The organism is Cohnella rhizoplanae, from assembly GCF_948329515.1.
Taxonomy (GTDB): Bacteria; Bacillota; Bacilli; order Paenibacillales; family Paenibacillaceae; genus Cohnella; species Cohnella rhizoplanae.
This window is the reverse complement of record NZ_CAOJCN010000007.1, coordinates 141,364-156,610: the sequence shown is the minus strand read 5'-3', so window position 1 is coordinate 156,610 and position 15,247 is coordinate 141,364. Positions and strand designations below refer to the sequence as shown.

Annotated in this window: 14 protein-coding genes; 13 read left to right on the top strand and 1 reads right to left on the bottom strand. The window is 63.3% G+C overall.

The features are described from left to right. Positions 1–55: 55 nt before the first annotated feature. The 6 genes from PQG80_RS13365 to PQG80_RS13340 all read left to right on the top strand — a co-directional run bounded on the left by PQG80_RS13365 (position 56) and on the right by PQG80_RS13340 (position 7,316). Complete coding sequence (locus tag PQG80_RS13365; protein WP_271751863.1) at positions 56–1,693, top strand: sensor histidine kinase; 1,638 nt, start codon at positions 56–58, stop codon at positions 1,691–1,693. A 219-nt stretch (positions 1,694–1,912) separates the two neighbouring features. After that, positions 1,913–2,839 (top strand): ABC transporter permease, encoded by a 927-nt coding sequence (locus PQG80_RS13360; protein ID WP_432432751.1) that lies wholly within the window; start codon positions 1,913–1,915, stop codon positions 2,837–2,839. A 24-nt stretch (positions 2,840–2,863) separates the two neighbouring features. Continuing rightward, on the top strand, positions 2,864–3,775 hold the full coding sequence (locus PQG80_RS13355) for a carbohydrate ABC transporter permease (protein ID WP_271751861.1): 912 nt from the start codon (positions 2,864–2,866) through the stop codon (positions 3,773–3,775). A gap of 101 nt (positions 3,776–3,876) precedes the next feature. Next, positions 3,877–5,481: an ABC transporter substrate-binding protein gene (locus PQG80_RS13350; protein WP_271751860.1), complete on the top strand. Its 1,605-nt coding sequence runs from the start codon at positions 3,877–3,879 to the stop codon at positions 5,479–5,481. Between the two features lie 95 nt (positions 5,482–5,576). Continuing rightward, positions 5,577–6,956 (top strand): hypothetical protein, encoded by a 1,380-nt coding sequence (locus PQG80_RS13345; protein WP_271751859.1) that lies wholly within the window; start codon positions 5,577–5,579, stop codon positions 6,954–6,956. Positions 6,957–7,043: 87 nt separating this feature from the next. Continuing rightward, on the top strand, positions 7,044–7,316 hold the full coding sequence (locus tag PQG80_RS13340) for a hypothetical protein (protein ID WP_271751858.1): 273 nt from the start codon (positions 7,044–7,046) through the stop codon (positions 7,314–7,316). A 276-nt stretch (positions 7,317–7,592) separates the two neighbouring features. Here the strand turns inward: PQG80_RS13340 and PQG80_RS13335 are convergent, their stop codons facing one another. Continuing rightward, positions 7,593–8,516: a proline dehydrogenase family protein gene (locus PQG80_RS13335; protein ID WP_271751857.1), complete on the bottom strand. Its 924-nt coding sequence runs from the start codon at positions 8,514–8,516 to the stop codon at positions 7,593–7,595. A gap of 87 nt (positions 8,517–8,603) precedes the next feature. On the opposite strand from PQG80_RS13335, the gene pruA reads away from it, so the two are divergent. The 7 genes from pruA to PQG80_RS13300 all read left to right on the top strand — a co-directional run bounded on the left by pruA (position 8,604) and on the right by PQG80_RS13300 (position 15,242). Continuing rightward, complete coding sequence (pruA, locus tag PQG80_RS13330) at positions 8,604–10,169, top strand: L-glutamate gamma-semialdehyde dehydrogenase (protein WP_271751856.1); 1,566 nt, start codon at positions 8,604–8,606, stop codon at positions 10,167–10,169. Between the two features lie 205 nt (positions 10,170–10,374). Beyond that, positions 10,375–11,694, top strand: a complete 1,320-nt coding sequence (locus tag PQG80_RS13325; RefSeq protein ID WP_271751855.1) for a sensor histidine kinase — start codon at positions 10,375–10,377, stop codon at positions 11,692–11,694. Between the two features lie 16 nt (positions 11,695–11,710). Beyond that, positions 11,711–12,343: a response regulator transcription factor gene (locus PQG80_RS13320; protein ID WP_271751854.1), complete on the top strand. Its 633-nt coding sequence runs from the start codon at positions 11,711–11,713 to the stop codon at positions 12,341–12,343. A gap of 61 nt (positions 12,344–12,404) precedes the next feature. Next, complete coding sequence (locus PQG80_RS13315) at positions 12,405–12,860, top strand: GNAT family N-acetyltransferase (RefSeq protein ID WP_271751853.1); 456 nt, start codon at positions 12,405–12,407, stop codon at positions 12,858–12,860. Between the two features lie 143 nt (positions 12,861–13,003). Beyond that, entirely contained in the window at positions 13,004–13,597 is a 594-nt protein-coding gene (locus PQG80_RS13310; protein ID WP_271751852.1) for a thiol-disulfide oxidoreductase DCC family protein, read from the top strand. Further along, positions 13,594–14,565, top strand: a complete 972-nt coding sequence (locus PQG80_RS13305) for a DoxX-like family protein (protein WP_271751851.1) — start codon at positions 13,594–13,596, stop codon at positions 14,563–14,565. The genes PQG80_RS13310 and PQG80_RS13305 overlap by 4 nt, the downstream gene beginning before the upstream one ends. Continuing rightward, positions 14,562–15,242: a DUF4166 domain-containing protein gene (locus PQG80_RS13300; RefSeq protein WP_271751850.1), complete on the top strand. Its 681-nt coding sequence runs from the start codon at positions 14,562–14,564 to the stop codon at positions 15,240–15,242. The genes PQG80_RS13305 and PQG80_RS13300 overlap by 4 nt, the downstream gene beginning before the upstream one ends. Positions 15,243–15,247: the final 5 nt, after the last annotated feature.

Here is a 15,247-nt window from a genome sequence, read left to right as displayed (position 1 = left end):
CGTCTGTCCCTTCCTGGTCGTCGGCTGGATCTCCGCCTACAAAGCCGCGGACTCCATGCGGGACGAAGTGGGGCTCACGACGCTGCAGCTCGTGAAGCAGAACCACGTCACCTTGGAGAAGACGCTCTCCGCCGTCAGCGACAAGACCGTCACCCTGCTGGACACCCATTTCTTCGGCGACGACGGGCAGTACCGGTTCTGGACGAACATCGAGACGCTCGGCCAGATGCGGGAGGCGGACTCCGTATTGGAGCGCTGGTCGTCGGACGGCACGGAGTATACGCTGTACATGACCAACAAGGAGGGGAAAAGCGCGCCGTTCGACCTGTCCAACAAGACCCGCGGCTTCAAATATATAAGCTGGAACACGTCCGCGCTGCCGGAGTGGGCCGCCCGGGCGCTGAAGGAGAAGGGCGGCGCGACGCTGATCCCACTGTCGACCGACGGCAGCGCCCCGACCGTCAGCCTCGTCCGCGCCATCCTGAATCCCAAGGCGTACGACGATACGCTGGGCTTCCTCGTCGTATCGAGGCTCGAGGCGCTGTTGAAGCGGGACCTCGTCTCCGTAGGGCTCGCCGACGGCGCGGGCATCTACCTGTTCAACGATACGGGCGAGCAGCTCATTCAGATCGGGGACAAACCGCTCGATATGAGAGGGATGCCCGAACGGCTGCGCGGCGGAACCGAAGGGTATTATTTCGCCAGCCGGGGCGGCGAGGAGCTGCTCTACGCTTTTTCCAGACGCTCCGCCTTCGGCACCAGGCTCGTCTACCAGATTCCGCTGGGCGCCGTCGCCGACAGACGGACCGCCTTCCAGTGGATCATCATGGCCGCCTCCGCGATCTACCTGCTGTGCGTGCTCGCCTTCGTGCTCTATCTGCTGCGGATCGTCGTGCGTCCCCTCATCCGGCTGACGAAGATCACGCGGGTCTACGAGCCGGGCAAGCAGGTGGACGTAGACGACGCGCTGCTGCGCGGCGACGAGTTCGGCATCCTGTACGGCGCTTTCCTGAAGATGACGGACAGGCTGGACCGCTCCATCGAGGAGAACTACGTCATCAAGATCCAGCAGCGGGAGAACGAGCTCGCCGCGCTCCATTCGCAGATTACGCCGCATCTGCTGTACAACACGCTGGATTCGATCTATTGGTACGCGCTGGACAGCGGCAATTCGGGCGTCGGCGACATGGTCAAGGACCTGTCCAAGCTGCTGCGGATCGGCCTGAGCAAAGGGAAAACGGAGATCCCGATCGGCGAGGAGCTCGAGCATGCGCAGGCGTATTGCAGGCTGCAGATGAAGCGTTATCCCGACACGTTCGAGGCCCGCTGGGAGGTGGACGACGCGCTGCTGACTTTCTTGACGCCCAAGGTCATCCTCCAGCCGCTCGTGGAGAACGCCATCTTCCACAGCGTGAGCAGCATGGACGGCGAGGGGCTGATCGTCATCCGCGCGCTGCGCGCCGGGGACGACATCCGCCTGGAGGTAGAGGACAACGGCTTCCTGCCCGTGGACATGGAGCGGCTGGACCGCATTCTGAACGGCGAGGAGCCGGGCAAGGGCTACGGTATCCGCAATGTACACGCGCGCGTGCGGCTGCACTTCGGTGAGGCTTACGGGCTCAGCTACGAGCGCACGGAGGGAAGCGGACTGCGGGCGGTCGTCACGATTCCGGCCCGGGCTGCCGGCGGTTAACCGCGGAGGTCCTGGCGCGCCGGAAGAATCCACAGGAGAGCCGGGGAATAAACGCGAGCTATAGAGAGCCGTTCATCAGGTCGTCAAGCGACCGGGCGAACGGCTTTTTGCATTTCGGCGAGATCGCGCGACAGGCTGCTCATTTTACATCACATTCAGACAGGAATACATCATCGTCGCAGGCGGACCGCCCCTCTATACTGAAGACACAGAAAGGATGTGGCGCCGTTGCACGCAAGATGGAAGCTCTTTTGGAAGTACAGGTATCTGACCCTGATGATCGTGCCCTCCCTGGCCGTGCTCGTCCTGAACAACTACCTGCCGATGTTCGGCGTGTTCATCGCCTTCAAGGACATCAACTATATCGACGGCATCTGGCGGAGCCCTTGGGTCGGCTTCGACAACTTCGAGTTCCTGTTCACCTCGGGCTCGATCTGGCGGATCGCCCGCAATACGGTATCCTACAGCCTCGTCTTCATGATCGTCAATCTGGTGCTGTCCGTGGCGATCGCCGTCGCGATCAACGAGATCCGGAACCGCTTGCTCGCGAAGAGCTACCAGACCTTCCTCATCATGCCGTATTTCCTCTCGATGGTCGTCGTGAGCTATCTCGTGTACGGCTTTCTCAATCCGGAGAAAGGCTTCATCAACCATACGATCGTCGAGTGGCTGGGCAACTCGCACGTATTCTGGTATTCGGAGACGTCGTACTGGCCTTATATCCTGACGATCGTCAGCGCCTGGAAGGGCGTCGGCATCGGCGCCGTCATCTATATCGCCGCGATCGCGGGCATCGATCCCGAGTATTACGAGGCCGCCGTCATCGACGGCGCATCGAAGTGGCGGCAGATCTTCCATATCACGCTGCCCACGATCCGGCCGGTCATCATCATCATCACGATCCTCAATATGGGGCATGTCTTCAACTCCGACTTCGGCCTGTTCTATCAGGTGCCGATGAACTCGGGCGCCCTGTATCCCGTCACCGATACCGTGGACACCTACGTGTACCGCGCGCTCAAGGAGCTCAACGACATCGGCATGTCGTCCGCGGCGGCGCTCGTCCAATCCGTGCTGGGCTTCGCGTTAGTGCTGCTGACCAACGCTTCGGTGCGCAAGATCGACAAAGAGCAAGCTCTGTTCTAGTAAAAAACCGAGGTGACTATAACCATGTCGAAAACCGCGAGCAGACGCGAGAATTCGATCTCGCCGCTCACCAACATCGTCTTGAACGGCGGATTCATCGCCTTGGCGCTGGGCTGCGTGCTGCCCGTCGCGCTGGTCATCATCGTCTCGTTCACGCACAACGATTCCTTGCTGAACCGGGGCTACAGCTTCTTCCCCGCCAAGTGGTCGCTCATCGCTTACGAGAGCCTGTTCAAGGACTACGGCACGATTCTGCGCGCCTACGGCGTCAGCATCGGCATTACCGCCGCCGGTACCGTGCTCAGCGTGCTGCTGATGGCGCTCTACGCCTACCCGATCTCCCGCCAGGACTATCCGCTGCGTCCGTTTTTCACCTTTTTCCTGTTCTTCACGATGCTGTTCAGCGGCGGGATCGTGAGCAAGTACATCGTGTTCACCCAGGGCCTCGGCCTGCTGGATTCGTATGCGGCGCTTATTTTGCCGCTGCTCATCGTCCCCTTTAACGTCATTATCATGCGGACCTTCTTCCAGACGACGATCCATCCGGCGCTCATCGAGTCTGCCCGGATCGACGGCGCGGGGGAGCTGCGGATCTTCGTCCGCATCGTCCTGCCGCTCTCGCTGCCGGTCATGGCGACGATGGCGCTGTTCAGCACGATCCTATTCTGGAACGACTGGTTCAACGCCCTATTGTTCATCCGCGAGGAAGAGAAGTATCCTGTGCAATTCCTCATGATCCGCGTGCTGAACGATATCCAGTATCTGCGGGAGAACGTGCAGCTGGCGGCGCAGAATCCCGAGCTGATGCGCGATCTGCCGAACGAATCGCTGCAGATGGCAATGGCCGTCGTCGGGATGGGACCGATCCTGCTCGTCTATCCTTTCTTCCAGAAATACTTCGTCAAGGGCCTCACGATCGGCGCCGTCAAAGGCTGATCCTCCCCGAACCGCGGTAGTCCCGGCCGAAGGCACGATCGCTATGCCGATCCCCGGCCGATCTATATAATCTGAATTAAATACCAGGAGGGTTACACGCAATGAGAAAAACGAAAAGGCATATCCCGGCGCTGGCGCTCGTCTTCGCCTTCGCCACGATCCTGCAGGCATGCGCCGGCGGCAACGAGAAGGAGGCATCGTCGCCTCCGGCAAGCTCCGCCGCGCCGAGCGCGTCCGCTTCCGGAAGCGCGGCTCCGTCCGAGAGCGCCGCGCCGAGCGAGCTCGCCCCGTACGAGGTATCGATCGTGTACTTCGGCAAGCCGCAGGCGGACGACGCGCTCGTCGAAGCGAAGCTGAACGAATTTTTCAAAGAAAAAATCAACGCGACGGTCAAGCTGCAGCCGATCGCTTCGAGCGATTATAAAAATCGCACCGAGCTGATGATGAATACCGGCGAGAAGATGGACCTCGTGTTCACGGCCTCCTGGCTGAACTTCTTTGGCAACGTTTCCAAAGGCGCCTTCATCGAGCTGGACGACCTGGTAGCGAAGTACGGGCAGGGCCTGCAGGAACGCCTGAACCCGCTCTACCTGGAGGCGCCGCGCCTCAAGGGCAAGCTGTACGCGGTTCCGACGAACAAGGAGATCACGCAGGGCAAGGCGATCATGTACCGCAAGGACATCGTCGACAAGTACCAGATTCCGATCGACGGCATCAACTCGATGGCCGACCTCGAGCCTTGGATGGAAAAGGTCAAGGCAGGCGAACCCGGCATCATTCCATACTACGTAGCAGGGGGCTCGGGCAACTTCGGCGGCGGCTTCATGATGTACGAGACGAGCGGCAACTACCGGCCGATCGGCCCGGCGCCGGCCAAGACGCCGATGTTCCTGCTCGACTACAAGTCGTCCGACGAGATGAAGGTCAAGTCGGTGCTCGATCCCGAGATCGCGGACATCAACAAAAAGGAGCTGGGCCTGTTCCGCAGCTTCTACGAGAAGGGCTATATCAACGCCGACGCCGCGACGAGCACGACGACGATCAACGACCTGCAGAAGGAAGGCAAGATCTGGGTACAGGCCGCCACGTGGAAGCCGGGCGCCGACATCGAGATGAAGCTCGCCACCGACAGCAAGTACGACTATGTGTCCCATGTCGTCGAAGAGCCGATCGTCACGACGGACCTGGCCGCGGGCTCGATGTTCGCGATCTCCCGCACGTCCAAGGATCCGGATCGCGCGATGATGGTGCTGAACTACCTGCATACCGATCCGTACGTCATCAATCTGTTCGTCAACGGCATCGAAGGCAAGCACTACAAAAAGGCCGGCGAGAACCGGATCGAGCCGATCGCCGACAGCGGCTACAACCCCGGAACCTCCTGGGTCGTCGGCAACCAGCTCCTCAACTACCTGAAGCCGGGCCAGCCGGACGATCTGTACACGAGCTGGGAGAAGTTCAACAACGAAGCGAAGCGCTTCCCGCTCATGGGCTTCGTGTTCGACGAGTCCAACGTGAAAAACGAGATCACGCAGATGACCGCCGTCGTCACCGAGTACCAGTCGATCTTCACCGGCGCCGTCAAAAACCCGGAAAAGCTGCTCGAAGAACGCAACGCCAAGCTAAAGAGCGCCGGCATCGAAAAGGTGCAGGCGGAGCTGCAGAAGCAAATCGACGCCTGGCGGGCCGAAAACAAAAAAGCATAACGCCGGCCGCAAGCGCAGGGGCAAAGCATCTCCGACCTTGGGGGCGCTTTGCCTCTCCGTTTGCCTGGGCGATATTTCACGAAGGAGCGGCGACCATGAAGCCGGAAAATTTAATCTATACGTTCGTCAGCTATGCGTCACACTACGATACGCCTTGGGGACAGGGAGTCGCCGTCGACGGCATCGACCGGACCGCGGCTCTGGCGCACAAGCACGGCATCCCGGTGACCTGGATCGTGAACGGGCGTTCGGCGCCCGTCCTGCGCGAGCGCATCGTCCGATGGCATGAAGCGTACGGAGACGACGTGATTCTGCAAAGTCCGTTTTATATCGAAGACGCCGGCGCCTCCAAGGAACGCTTCAAGGCGGCGCTTGCGCGGGACTGGCGCATCGTAGAGGAGGCGTTTCCCTGGGTCACGACCAAGGTGGCGGCGCGCGGCAAAATTTACAATGAGGTCATCGAATCGCTGGAGGAGCTCGGCTTCGAGGGCATGTGGGGCTACTGCTGGGAGCAGGTGTGGTGGGACGGCATCACGCACAAGGGCATTCCTTGGGGCTCCTGGTATGCGGATCCGGCACGCTATAAAGCGCCGCATCCGGGCCAAGGAAGCGTCGTTGCCTTCGAATGGACGGCGCGCGACCTGCATGCGACCTACCATTCGGGCAGCCCCGTCGTCTACTCGACCGACCCGAACGACGTGCTCCGCGCGGGACTGTGCACGGGCGACGACGTAGAATACTGGCAGCGTGTTTTCGACGATTACCTCCGCAACACGGACCACAACGAGCAGGTGTTTTTCCTGCAGCAGCAGGAGGCGCACGAGATGGAGTTTACGGAACGGTTCGCCGTTTTTCCGGCCGATCACGTCGAGGCCTGCGCCGGCATGCTCGACCTCTTTTTCGCCTACGTCGCGCAGCATCCGGTCACGCTGACTACGGTGCCGGAGGCTGTCCGGCTGTACCGCGGCCGCAATCGGGAGACGGCGCCCGCCTATATGCTGACGCGGGATACCGGATTTCGGCCGGAGCCGAACGATTATACCGTCGCCCTCGGAGGCACGGGCGTCGGACCCTGGCCCAAGACGTTCTTGTACTACGACAAGGAATGCCAGCTCGCCTTCGTCGAGGGGAGCTGCGTCCCGCATCGGCTCCGCAGCTATATCGGCAAGGGCGACATGAACGATACGTTCGAGGAAGCAGTGCCGCAGGTGTTCGTCTCCGGCTACGATAAAAAAGACGGCCGCATCTCGATGACGTTCGACATCGGCCACCGCAGTCCGATCCCGTTCGGACTCGTATACTGGGACGATCTGCGCGGCTATGAAGTCTCGTCCTGCTCGGCCGGCGCGGAGGCGCGGGTGATCCAGGACGAATTGGCGTTCGTCCGGTTCGCGCTTACGGGCGGGCCGACTTCGGTATCGCTGTCGCTGTCGCGAGTCCCCGAAGCATTGGAAGGAAGCGAACCTGCCGATTAACCGCGACCAAGTGTTGTTCTTCATCGGCCCGAGGCGGACGAGACGTTCGTCCATACGACGCGCGCGCAGGGTCTGAACGGGACCGACGTGAAGGATCCGACGCTCGCCGAAGCGCTCGGACGCAAGCAGGCGCTGCAGGTGGCCGACTTCATGACTGCCTGCCGGGTTCGCGAAGGCCTCGATCTCGCAGATCGGCGCAGATCGGGGTCCGCGAGACCCGGCGGATCGTCGGGCAGGTACGTGCTGCAGGGCGGCCGGCGCGGCGGCGGCACTCTCCCTCGCGAGAGGGATCACGCCGACGGCGCTCGATCCGGATACGCACCGCCGCCTGCTGCGGAACAGAAGACGATCGTGGACTGATCGGCTCCGGGTATCGGAAGCAGCTCTGTACGGAGCTGCTTCGGCTTCCGGACATCTGAATAGCTTAAACCAGAGAGCTCTAACCGGAGCCTTTTTGGCTACGTCGCTGTGCTTCGCACCTAAAGTAGCACTGTCCGGAGCCTCTTTGGCTTCGCCGCAGCGACTCGCACCTAAAGTAGCTTTATCCGGAGCCTCTTTGGCTGCGCCGCAGCGACTCGCACCGAAAGTAGCTCTAATTGGAGCCTCTTTGGCTTCCCAACCCGCCCAGCCCTGTTTTCACCGCAGCAGATGCTTCACGACCAGCCACAGGTTGGCCGGCTTCTCCGCCAAGCGGCGCGTGTAGTAGGGATACCACATCGTGCCGTAAGGCACGTAGCAGCGCACCCGGTACCCCTCCTTCGCGAGGCGGGCCTGATAGGCCGTCCGCAGGCCGTACAGCATCTGAAACTCGAACCGGTCCTTCGGAATCCCATGCTCCCGCGCGTATTCCTTGACCCAGCCGACGACCGCATCGTCGTGCGACGCGACGGCCGTATAGACGCCAAGGTCCAGATGCATCCGGACGAGCTTTTTGAAGCTCGCCAGCGTCTCTTCCTTCCGCTGAAAAGCGATGTCCGCCGGCTCCCGGTACGCCCCCTTCACGAGCCTCAACGGTACGCCCTTCTCTATAAGGTCCCGCGCATCCCCCTCGCTCCGGCGCAGGTAAGCCTGCAGCACGGTGCCCGCGTTCTTCAGACCCTCCCGATGCAGCCGGACCGCGATATGGATCGTCGCTTGCGTGTAGGACGAATCCTCCATGTCGATGCGTACGAAATTTCCGTATTTTCCGGCTCGAACGACAATCTCGCGAATATGGTGGTAGCATGCTTCTGCATCGAGGGCGAGACCCATCTGCGTAGGCTTCAGCGAGACGTTGGCCCGGACGCCGGAATCGGCGATCGCGTCGAGCAGCTTCAGGTACTCGTCCCGGTAGGTCTTCGCTTCTTCGGGATGGCGTATGCTCTCGCCGAGCGCATCCAGCGTTGCCATGACGCCCATGCGGTTCAGAGACGCCACCTCGCGCAGCGCGCCCTGGAGGTGGTCGCTCGCGATGAAGCGTCCGGCCAGCCTGCGGCCGTATTTGAGCGACAGCTTCTTTACGGCGGGGCTGCCCGCTATGGCCAGCATCGTCTTCCTGTACAGCGTCGAACCGAGATTCATGGGAGGCGCTCCTTTCGCGTGTCGGTCGTGAATAGAATGGGTTGGAACGGCTGTCGCCAATCGTTACCCTAGGGAGGTTATCTACGAATGAGGACGGAATTCCGTAACGAAGCGTTCACGAATTTCAAGGAGGAGCCGCATCAACTGGCGTACGAAGAGGCGCTTCGGGCGGTGGAGTCCAGTCTGGGTAAAACGTATCCGCTCGTCATCGGCGGCGCTCGCCTGGAGACGGAGCGTACGCAGACGTCGGTCAATCCAGCGCGCCGGGATCAGGTCGTGGGCATCGTCGCGCAGGCCGACCGCGAGCTGGCCGAGCGGGCCGTCCGCGAGGCCGCGTCCGCGTACGAGACCTGGCGGCGGGTCGAGCCGGACGAGAGAGCCCGGTACCTGTACCGCGCGGCCGCGATGCTAAGGCTCCGCAAGCACGAGTTCTCGGCTTGGATGACGCTCGAGGCCGGCAAGACCCGCTCGGAGGCGGACGCCGATACGGCGGAAGCGATCGATTTCATGGAGTTCTACGCGCGGGAGATGCAGCGTCTCGCCCGTCCGCAGCCGCTGACCGCGGCACGCGAGGAAGAGAACGAGCTGTATTATATGCCGCTCGGGGTGGGCGTCGTCATCCCGCCGTGGAACTTTCCGCTCGCGATCGTCGCGGGCATGACTTGCGCGGCGGTCGTCTGCGGCAACGCGGTCGTATTGAAGCCGGCGAGCCCGACGCCCGTCGTCGCGGCCAAGTTCGTCGAGCTGCTCGAGCAGGCGGGCATTCCGCCCGGCGTCGTGAACTTTCTGCCCGGACAGGGCGGCGAAGTCGGCGACGCGCTGGTCGACCATCCGCTCACGCGATTCGTGAGCTTCACCGGCTCGCGCGACGTAGGTCTCCGGATCAACGAGCGCGCCGCCAAGGCGCAGCCCGGCCAGAAGTGGATCAAACGCGTCGTGCTCGAGATGGGCGGCAAGGACGCGATCGTCGTCGACGCGAGCGCGGACCCGGACCTGGCGGCGGACGCGATCGCGGCATCCGCATTCGGCTTTTCCGGGCAGAAGTGCTCGGCGTGCTCGCGCGCGATCGTACATCAAGATATATATGAAGCCGTGCTGGATAAAGTCGTCGAACGGACCGGGAAGCTCATTGTAGGCAACCCCGCCGACCGCGCGACCGACGTGGGCCCGGTTATCGACGCCAAGGCGTACCGCAAGATTCTGGCTTATATCGACATCGGCAAAAGAGAAGGCCGGCTCGCGTTCGGCGGCGGCACTGCAGGCACGCTAGATCCGGAGGATCCGGAAGGCTGGTTCGTCGAGCCGACGATCTTCGCGGAGGTCGATCCGCGGGCGCGCATCTCGCAGGAGGAGATTTTCGGTCCGGTCGTCGCGTTTACGAAGGCGGCGTCATTCGAAGAAGCGCTTCGTTTCGCCAACGGTACGGAATACGGGCTGACGGGCGCGGTTATCTCGAACGACCGGGCGAATCTCGAGCTGGCGCGCCGCGAGTTTTTCGCCGGGAACCTTTATTTGAACCGCAAGTGCACGGGCGCGCTCGTCGGCACGCATCCGTTCGGCGGTTTCAACATGTCGGGGACGGACTCCAAGGCGGGCGGGCGCGACTATCTCCTCCTGTTCACGCAGGCCAAGGTCGTCTCCGAGAGATATTGACGGCTGCGCGGCGCATGTATAATCTGGAGTATACAGACCGAAGTCCTATGCATAGAGCTTGAAAGAAGCCTGATGCGCCGGGTCTCATGCGACAATTAAAAGCGATATCCGACGCCGTTTGCGGCATCCGAATCGCTGCTCATCCGCTCGGTACGCGGGCTTTGGAGAGATTTGTGACGTCAACCGAGTTTAGATAGGAGACTTCATGCTCTATTACGTCATCATGTTGTCGGCGGCGGCGGCCGTGCTGCTCGCCTCCGACGTACGCAGCGAGAGCGGCCGCTGGGCCGCGTTTTTTCTGGCCAGCGCCGCGCTCGGCGGCGTGGCGCAATTGTGGATGCGTTCGCCGCTGCCGCCGGTCTATTACGAGCTGGCGCAGCTGCTCAATCAGACCGTGACGCCCTACGGCGTCCTCGTCTTCAGCCTGATCTATGCCGGCGGCGCAGCCGCGGCGCTGGCGAAGCGCCGCCGCATGAAGCTGTGGCTGCTGCTGCCCCCGGCCGTTACGATCGGCTGGGGCCTGTTGGCGGGCAGTCTCGCGCCCAATTACCCTCTGCTGCTGGTCTGGACGGCGCCTTACTACCTGAGCGCCAGCTGGCTGCTGGTCGTCTCCTACTTGCGGGAGACGGACCGGCAGCGCCGAAGGAGCCGGCTGATCACCGTGCTCATCACCGTCCCGACGCTGATCGGCGTCGTCGCGTTTATCCACGTGGCGAAGACGATCTGGCCGACGTTCGATTTCTTTCGCTATATTTCCGCGTTCTTCGTCTATTCGTTCGCCATCGCGCTGCTGTGCGTATTCGTATACGGCGTGCTGGGCGTGAAGGTGCGGGTGGAGAGCGATTCGCTCGCGGGCGCGATGAAGGCGGCCGGGATGGGGACGAGCCTGCTTAACCATACGATCAAGAACGAGGTCGGCAAGATCGCGATCAGCGTGGAAAACTTGCGCTGCTCGCCTGACCGGGGCGAACTCGCGTCCGGCGAGCAGCATCTGGCGGTCATCGAGCGGGCGGCGGCGCATCTGCTGGAGATGGCGGGGCGGATCCACAGCCGGACCCGCGACTTCGCCTGGAACCCTTCGCGATGCGACCCGTCGGTCTTGATGCGGGAGGCGCTCGATCCGCTGCGGGACCGATTCGCGCGGCAGGGCGTGGCGATCGCCGAAGCGTACGCGGATACGGGCGTCCTGCTGGCGGACCAGGTCCACCTGCGCGAAGCGATCGGCAACGTGCTCGCCAATGCGGCGGACGCGATGCCCGCGGGCGGCGCGGTCGAGGCCGCCGTCCGGTCCGAACGCCGCGACGTCGTGTTGATCGTACGGGATAACGGCCCGGGCATCCCGCCCGAGGTGCTGGAGCGGGTATGGGAGCCTTTTTTCGGTACGAAGCCGGGCAAGGACAATTACGGATTGGGCCTGTCCTACGTCCATCAAGTCCTGCGCAAATGCGGCGGCAGGGCGGAGATCGACAGCAAGCTAGGCGAAGGCACGATCGTCCGGCTGCGCTTGCCTAGGTCGCGCAGATGAGGAAGGGGGAAGGGCCGTGAAGCCGATCAGGCTGCTGCTCGTCGAGGACGATCCCGACTGGGTCAAGTCGATGAGCGTCTATCTGAACCGGGAGGAAGACCTGCTGGTCGCCGGGACGGCCGGTACGTCGGAGGAAGCGCTGAAGCTCGCCGCCTCGATCGAATTCGACGTGGCGCTGCTGGACGTGCATCTGTCCAAGGCCGGGCGGGACGGCATCTATATCGCCCTCGCGCTGACGGCGCTGCGGCCGGTCCGGATCGTCATGCTGACGTCCGACGCGTCCGAGCGGACGATGACGGACGCCTTCACGGCGGGGGCGCTTCATTACCTGGACAAGTCCAGATTCCGCGAGCTGCCGCAGGTCATCCGGAGCGCCTATCATCATCCCGAGCCGATGGAGGCGCTGCTCAAGGAGCTGAAGCGGCTGAAGCGCGAGGAGCAGCTCATGCCGCTCACCGCCGCCGAGCGCGAGGTGTTCGAGATGCTCGAGGCGGGATATACGCATCCGCAGATCGAACGCAAGCTGTTCAAGGCCGAGAGCACGCTCAAGAACCAGGTGAATCGGATCCTCAAGAAGCTCGGCGTCCGCAGCGGCCGCGAAGCGGTGGATAAGGTACGCAAGAACGGCTTGGACAACGAGCGCGACTAAAACGCGGCCTAGGCAAGAAATAGAAGCCGAAATTCCAGCAAACAACAGAGGAGTGGTAGGGATGGAAATCATCGTGGACGACCTGTCCGGGCCGGAGATCGCGGCGCTGCTGGAAGAGCATATGCGGGGCATGTTGGAAGACTCGCCGCCCGAGAGCGTACATGCGCTCGATCTCGAGGGTCTGCGGAAACCGGAAATTACGTTCTGGAGCGCATGGGACGGGCCGTCGCTGATGGGCTGCGGCGCGCTCAAGGACCTGGGCGGCGGGCATGGCGAGCTCAAGTCCATGCGGACCGCGTCGGCGCATCTCCGTAAGGGCGTCGCGGGGCGCGTGCTCGGTCATATCATTGAAGAGGCGAGGCGCCGCGGCTTCGAACGGCTGAGCTTGGAGACCGGCTCGCCGGACTCCTTCATTCCGGCGCGCAGGATGTACGAAAAGTTCGGTTTCTCGTATTGCGGTCCGTTCGCGGATTACGGAGAGGACCCGTACAGCGTCTACATGACGATGAAGCTATAGTTAGTCCGTTCGATAGGCTCCGGCAGCTTGCCGGGGGCCTTTATTTTATAGTCCCCCAAGCTCCCCAAGTCCCACGGAAGTTGGAACTGCCGAACCCGGCGCTTCCCTCTTAGAATGAGAGTCATAGAGGAGGCGGCTTGCTTATGGGAGGCATGGAACGCAAGGGACGCGTGGGACGCATGGGACCGCAAAAAGATAATGACAAGCTGGTGCTGCTGGTGGACGGCGAATGCGCGATGTGCAGGGGCATCGCCCGCTTCGCGGCGAAGCGCGACCGGGCAGAGCGGCTTCGCTTCGCAGCCCTCGACTCCGCCGCGGGGGCGGCGGTCATGGGGCGGCTCGGTCTCGCGCCGCCCGAAGGCAGCTTCGTGCTGGTCCGCGGCGAGGCAGCGTGGACCCGGTCAGACGCGGCGCTGCGCGCGCTGTCGGCGCTGGACGCGCCGTGGCCGGCGATCGCCGCGGCGCTCCGGCTCGTCCCGAGGCGGCTGCGCGACGCCGTCTACGAAGCGATCGCCGCGCGCCGCCGCCGGTTTGCAGCGCGCGGCGCGGCGCAGTGTCCCGCGAGGCCCGACGCCCGTCTGCGCCGCAGGCTGCTGGACGCGGACGGCTGGCGCGGCGCGGTCGAAGGCGATGCCTCCGCGGCAATCGCGAACGCATCGCCGCGCGCGGTTGTCGACGCCGGCGCGGGGGATCGCTGCATCGCGGCTGCCGATGCCGGAGAGGAGGGGCGCGCATGAGACATACGACCGGCAAGCGCAACGCGGCGGGGCGTCCGATTTACGTCGAGATCGACATCGGTTCGGACATGGAGGCGCTCTGGCGTCATACGCAGCAGCCTAAGCTGCACGAACGGTGGGACCTGCGCTTCACCGAGATCGACTATCTGCCCAAGGCGTCGCCGGAGGCCGACCAAGACTTCCTGTACCGGACCCGGATCGGCTTCGGTCTCTGGATCCGCGGCACCGGCAGGTCCAGGGCGCCGGCCTTCTCGGCGGACGGCATCCGCACCTCGGTGCTCGCCTTCGGCACGGACCATCCGCTGTCGCTCATCGGCCGCGGCGGCGGCTACTGGCGCTACGAGCCGCTGCCGGGCGGCGGCGTGCGGTTCGCCACGCGCTTCGACTATAGCGCGCGCTTCGGCCGCGCCGGGCGCTGGCTCGACAGGCTGCTGTTCAGGCCTTTGTTCGGCTGGGCCACCGCCTGGAGCTTCGACGCGCTGCGGCTCTGGCTCGACCGCGGCGTACCGCCTGCCGAGAGCATGCTGCGCGCCAAGCTTCATGCGCTTAGCGTCGCCGTTCTGTCGCTCTGTTGGGCTTATGCGGGAATCGTGTCCAAGCTGCTCTTTCCCTCGGCGTCGGGCGAGCTCGATATGCTGCGGGCGGCCGGCTGGTTCTCCGGGGGCGAAGCGACGCTGGTCGCGGCGCTGGGGGCCTGCGAGCTGCTGCTTGCAGGGCTTGTGGCCCTGGTGCGGCGGCCCGGGCTTCTGCTGGCGCAGGCGATCGCGGCATGCGCGCTGACGGCCGTCGGGATCGCAGGCACGCCCGCGCTGCTCTACTCGCCGTTCAACCCGCTTGTCCTGACGTTAATTATGCTCGCGGCGACGGCCGCCGCGCGCTGGACGCGGGACGGCATCCCGTCCGCGAAGCGATGCCGAAGGCGACCCGGGGACGACGCGATTGCGAATATAGAGGAGGAACGCATATGAAGTCGATTTTCGAACGGGCGCTTGGGGAAAAGGAGTTCGGGAAGCTGCATCCGAAGATCCGAGAACGCTTCGGGTTCGGCTGCGAAGACGGGACCGCATCGATCGGACGCGGCGTTATGGAGGAAATCCGGTATGCGAAGTGGGCGGCGCTGCCGCTCGCCGTCGGCGCGTCGCGGCATATTATGTTTCCCGAAGGCGGCAGGCAAGTTCCGTTTACCATCGAGAACTACGCTTACCGGGACGCGGTTGGCAGGGAGACGCTGACGATCAACCGTACGTTCCGTTTCGACAGGTCGCTGCGGCGCTTCGATGCGACGATGGTTTATAGCGCCGAGCGGGGGCGGATCGTGGATTACCTGGGAAATAAACAGCACCTCGCGGTCGATCTGGACGTCTGGGCGGCGCCGAACGGCGGCATCCAGATTCGTTCGGGGGAGCAGCGGTTCTACGAAGGACCGCTCGGGTTCCGATGTCCCGCGCCGCTCACCGGCTTTGCCGACGTATGCGAATGGTACGACGAGGACGACGCCTGCTATCGCATCTCGGTGTCGGTCCGCAATCCGCTTATGGGACAAATCTTCGCTTACAAAGGCGCGTTTCAGGCGGAAACGATCCGCGTCGGCGCGGGAGGCATACCGCTGCAGGCGGCTCCGCTCCGGCTGGAGCGAAGGGAATAACGTTT

Bases quoted from the DNA above. Each gene is read 5' to 3' on its own strand.
- PQG80_RS13365 (WP_271751863.1), top strand. From the start codon at position 56: ATGCGGGACGAAGTGGGGCTCACGACGCTGCAGCTCGTGAAGCAGAAC.
- PQG80_RS13355 (WP_271751861.1), top strand. From the start codon at position 2,864: ATGTCGAAAACCGCGAGCAGACGCGAGAATTCGATCTCGCCGCTCACC.
- PQG80_RS13350 (WP_271751860.1), top strand. From the start codon at position 3,877: ATGAGAAAAACGAAAAGGCATATCCCGGCGCTGGCGCTCGTCTTCGCC.
- PQG80_RS13345 (WP_271751859.1), top strand. From the start codon at position 5,577: ATGAAGCCGGAAAATTTAATCTATACGTTCGTCAGCTATGCGTCACAC.
- PQG80_RS13335 (WP_271751857.1), bottom strand. From the start codon at position 8,516: ATGAATCTCGGTTCGACGCTGTACAGGAAGACGATGCTGGCCATAGCG.
- pruA (WP_271751856.1), top strand. From the start codon at position 8,604: ATGAGGACGGAATTCCGTAACGAAGCGTTCACGAATTTCAAGGAGGAG.
- PQG80_RS13325 (WP_271751855.1), top strand. From the start codon at position 10,375: ATGCTCTATTACGTCATCATGTTGTCGGCGGCGGCGGCCGTGCTGCTC.
- PQG80_RS13315 (WP_271751853.1), top strand. From the start codon at position 12,405: ATGGAAATCATCGTGGACGACCTGTCCGGGCCGGAGATCGCGGCGCTG.
- PQG80_RS13310 (WP_271751852.1), top strand. From the start codon at position 13,004: ATGGGAGGCATGGAACGCAAGGGACGCGTGGGACGCATGGGACCGCAA.
- PQG80_RS13305 (WP_271751851.1), top strand. From the start codon at position 13,594: ATGAGACATACGACCGGCAAGCGCAACGCGGCGGGGCGTCCGATTTAC.
- PQG80_RS13300 (WP_271751850.1), top strand. From the start codon at position 14,562: ATGAAGTCGATTTTCGAACGGGCGCTTGGGGAAAAGGAGTTCGGGAAG.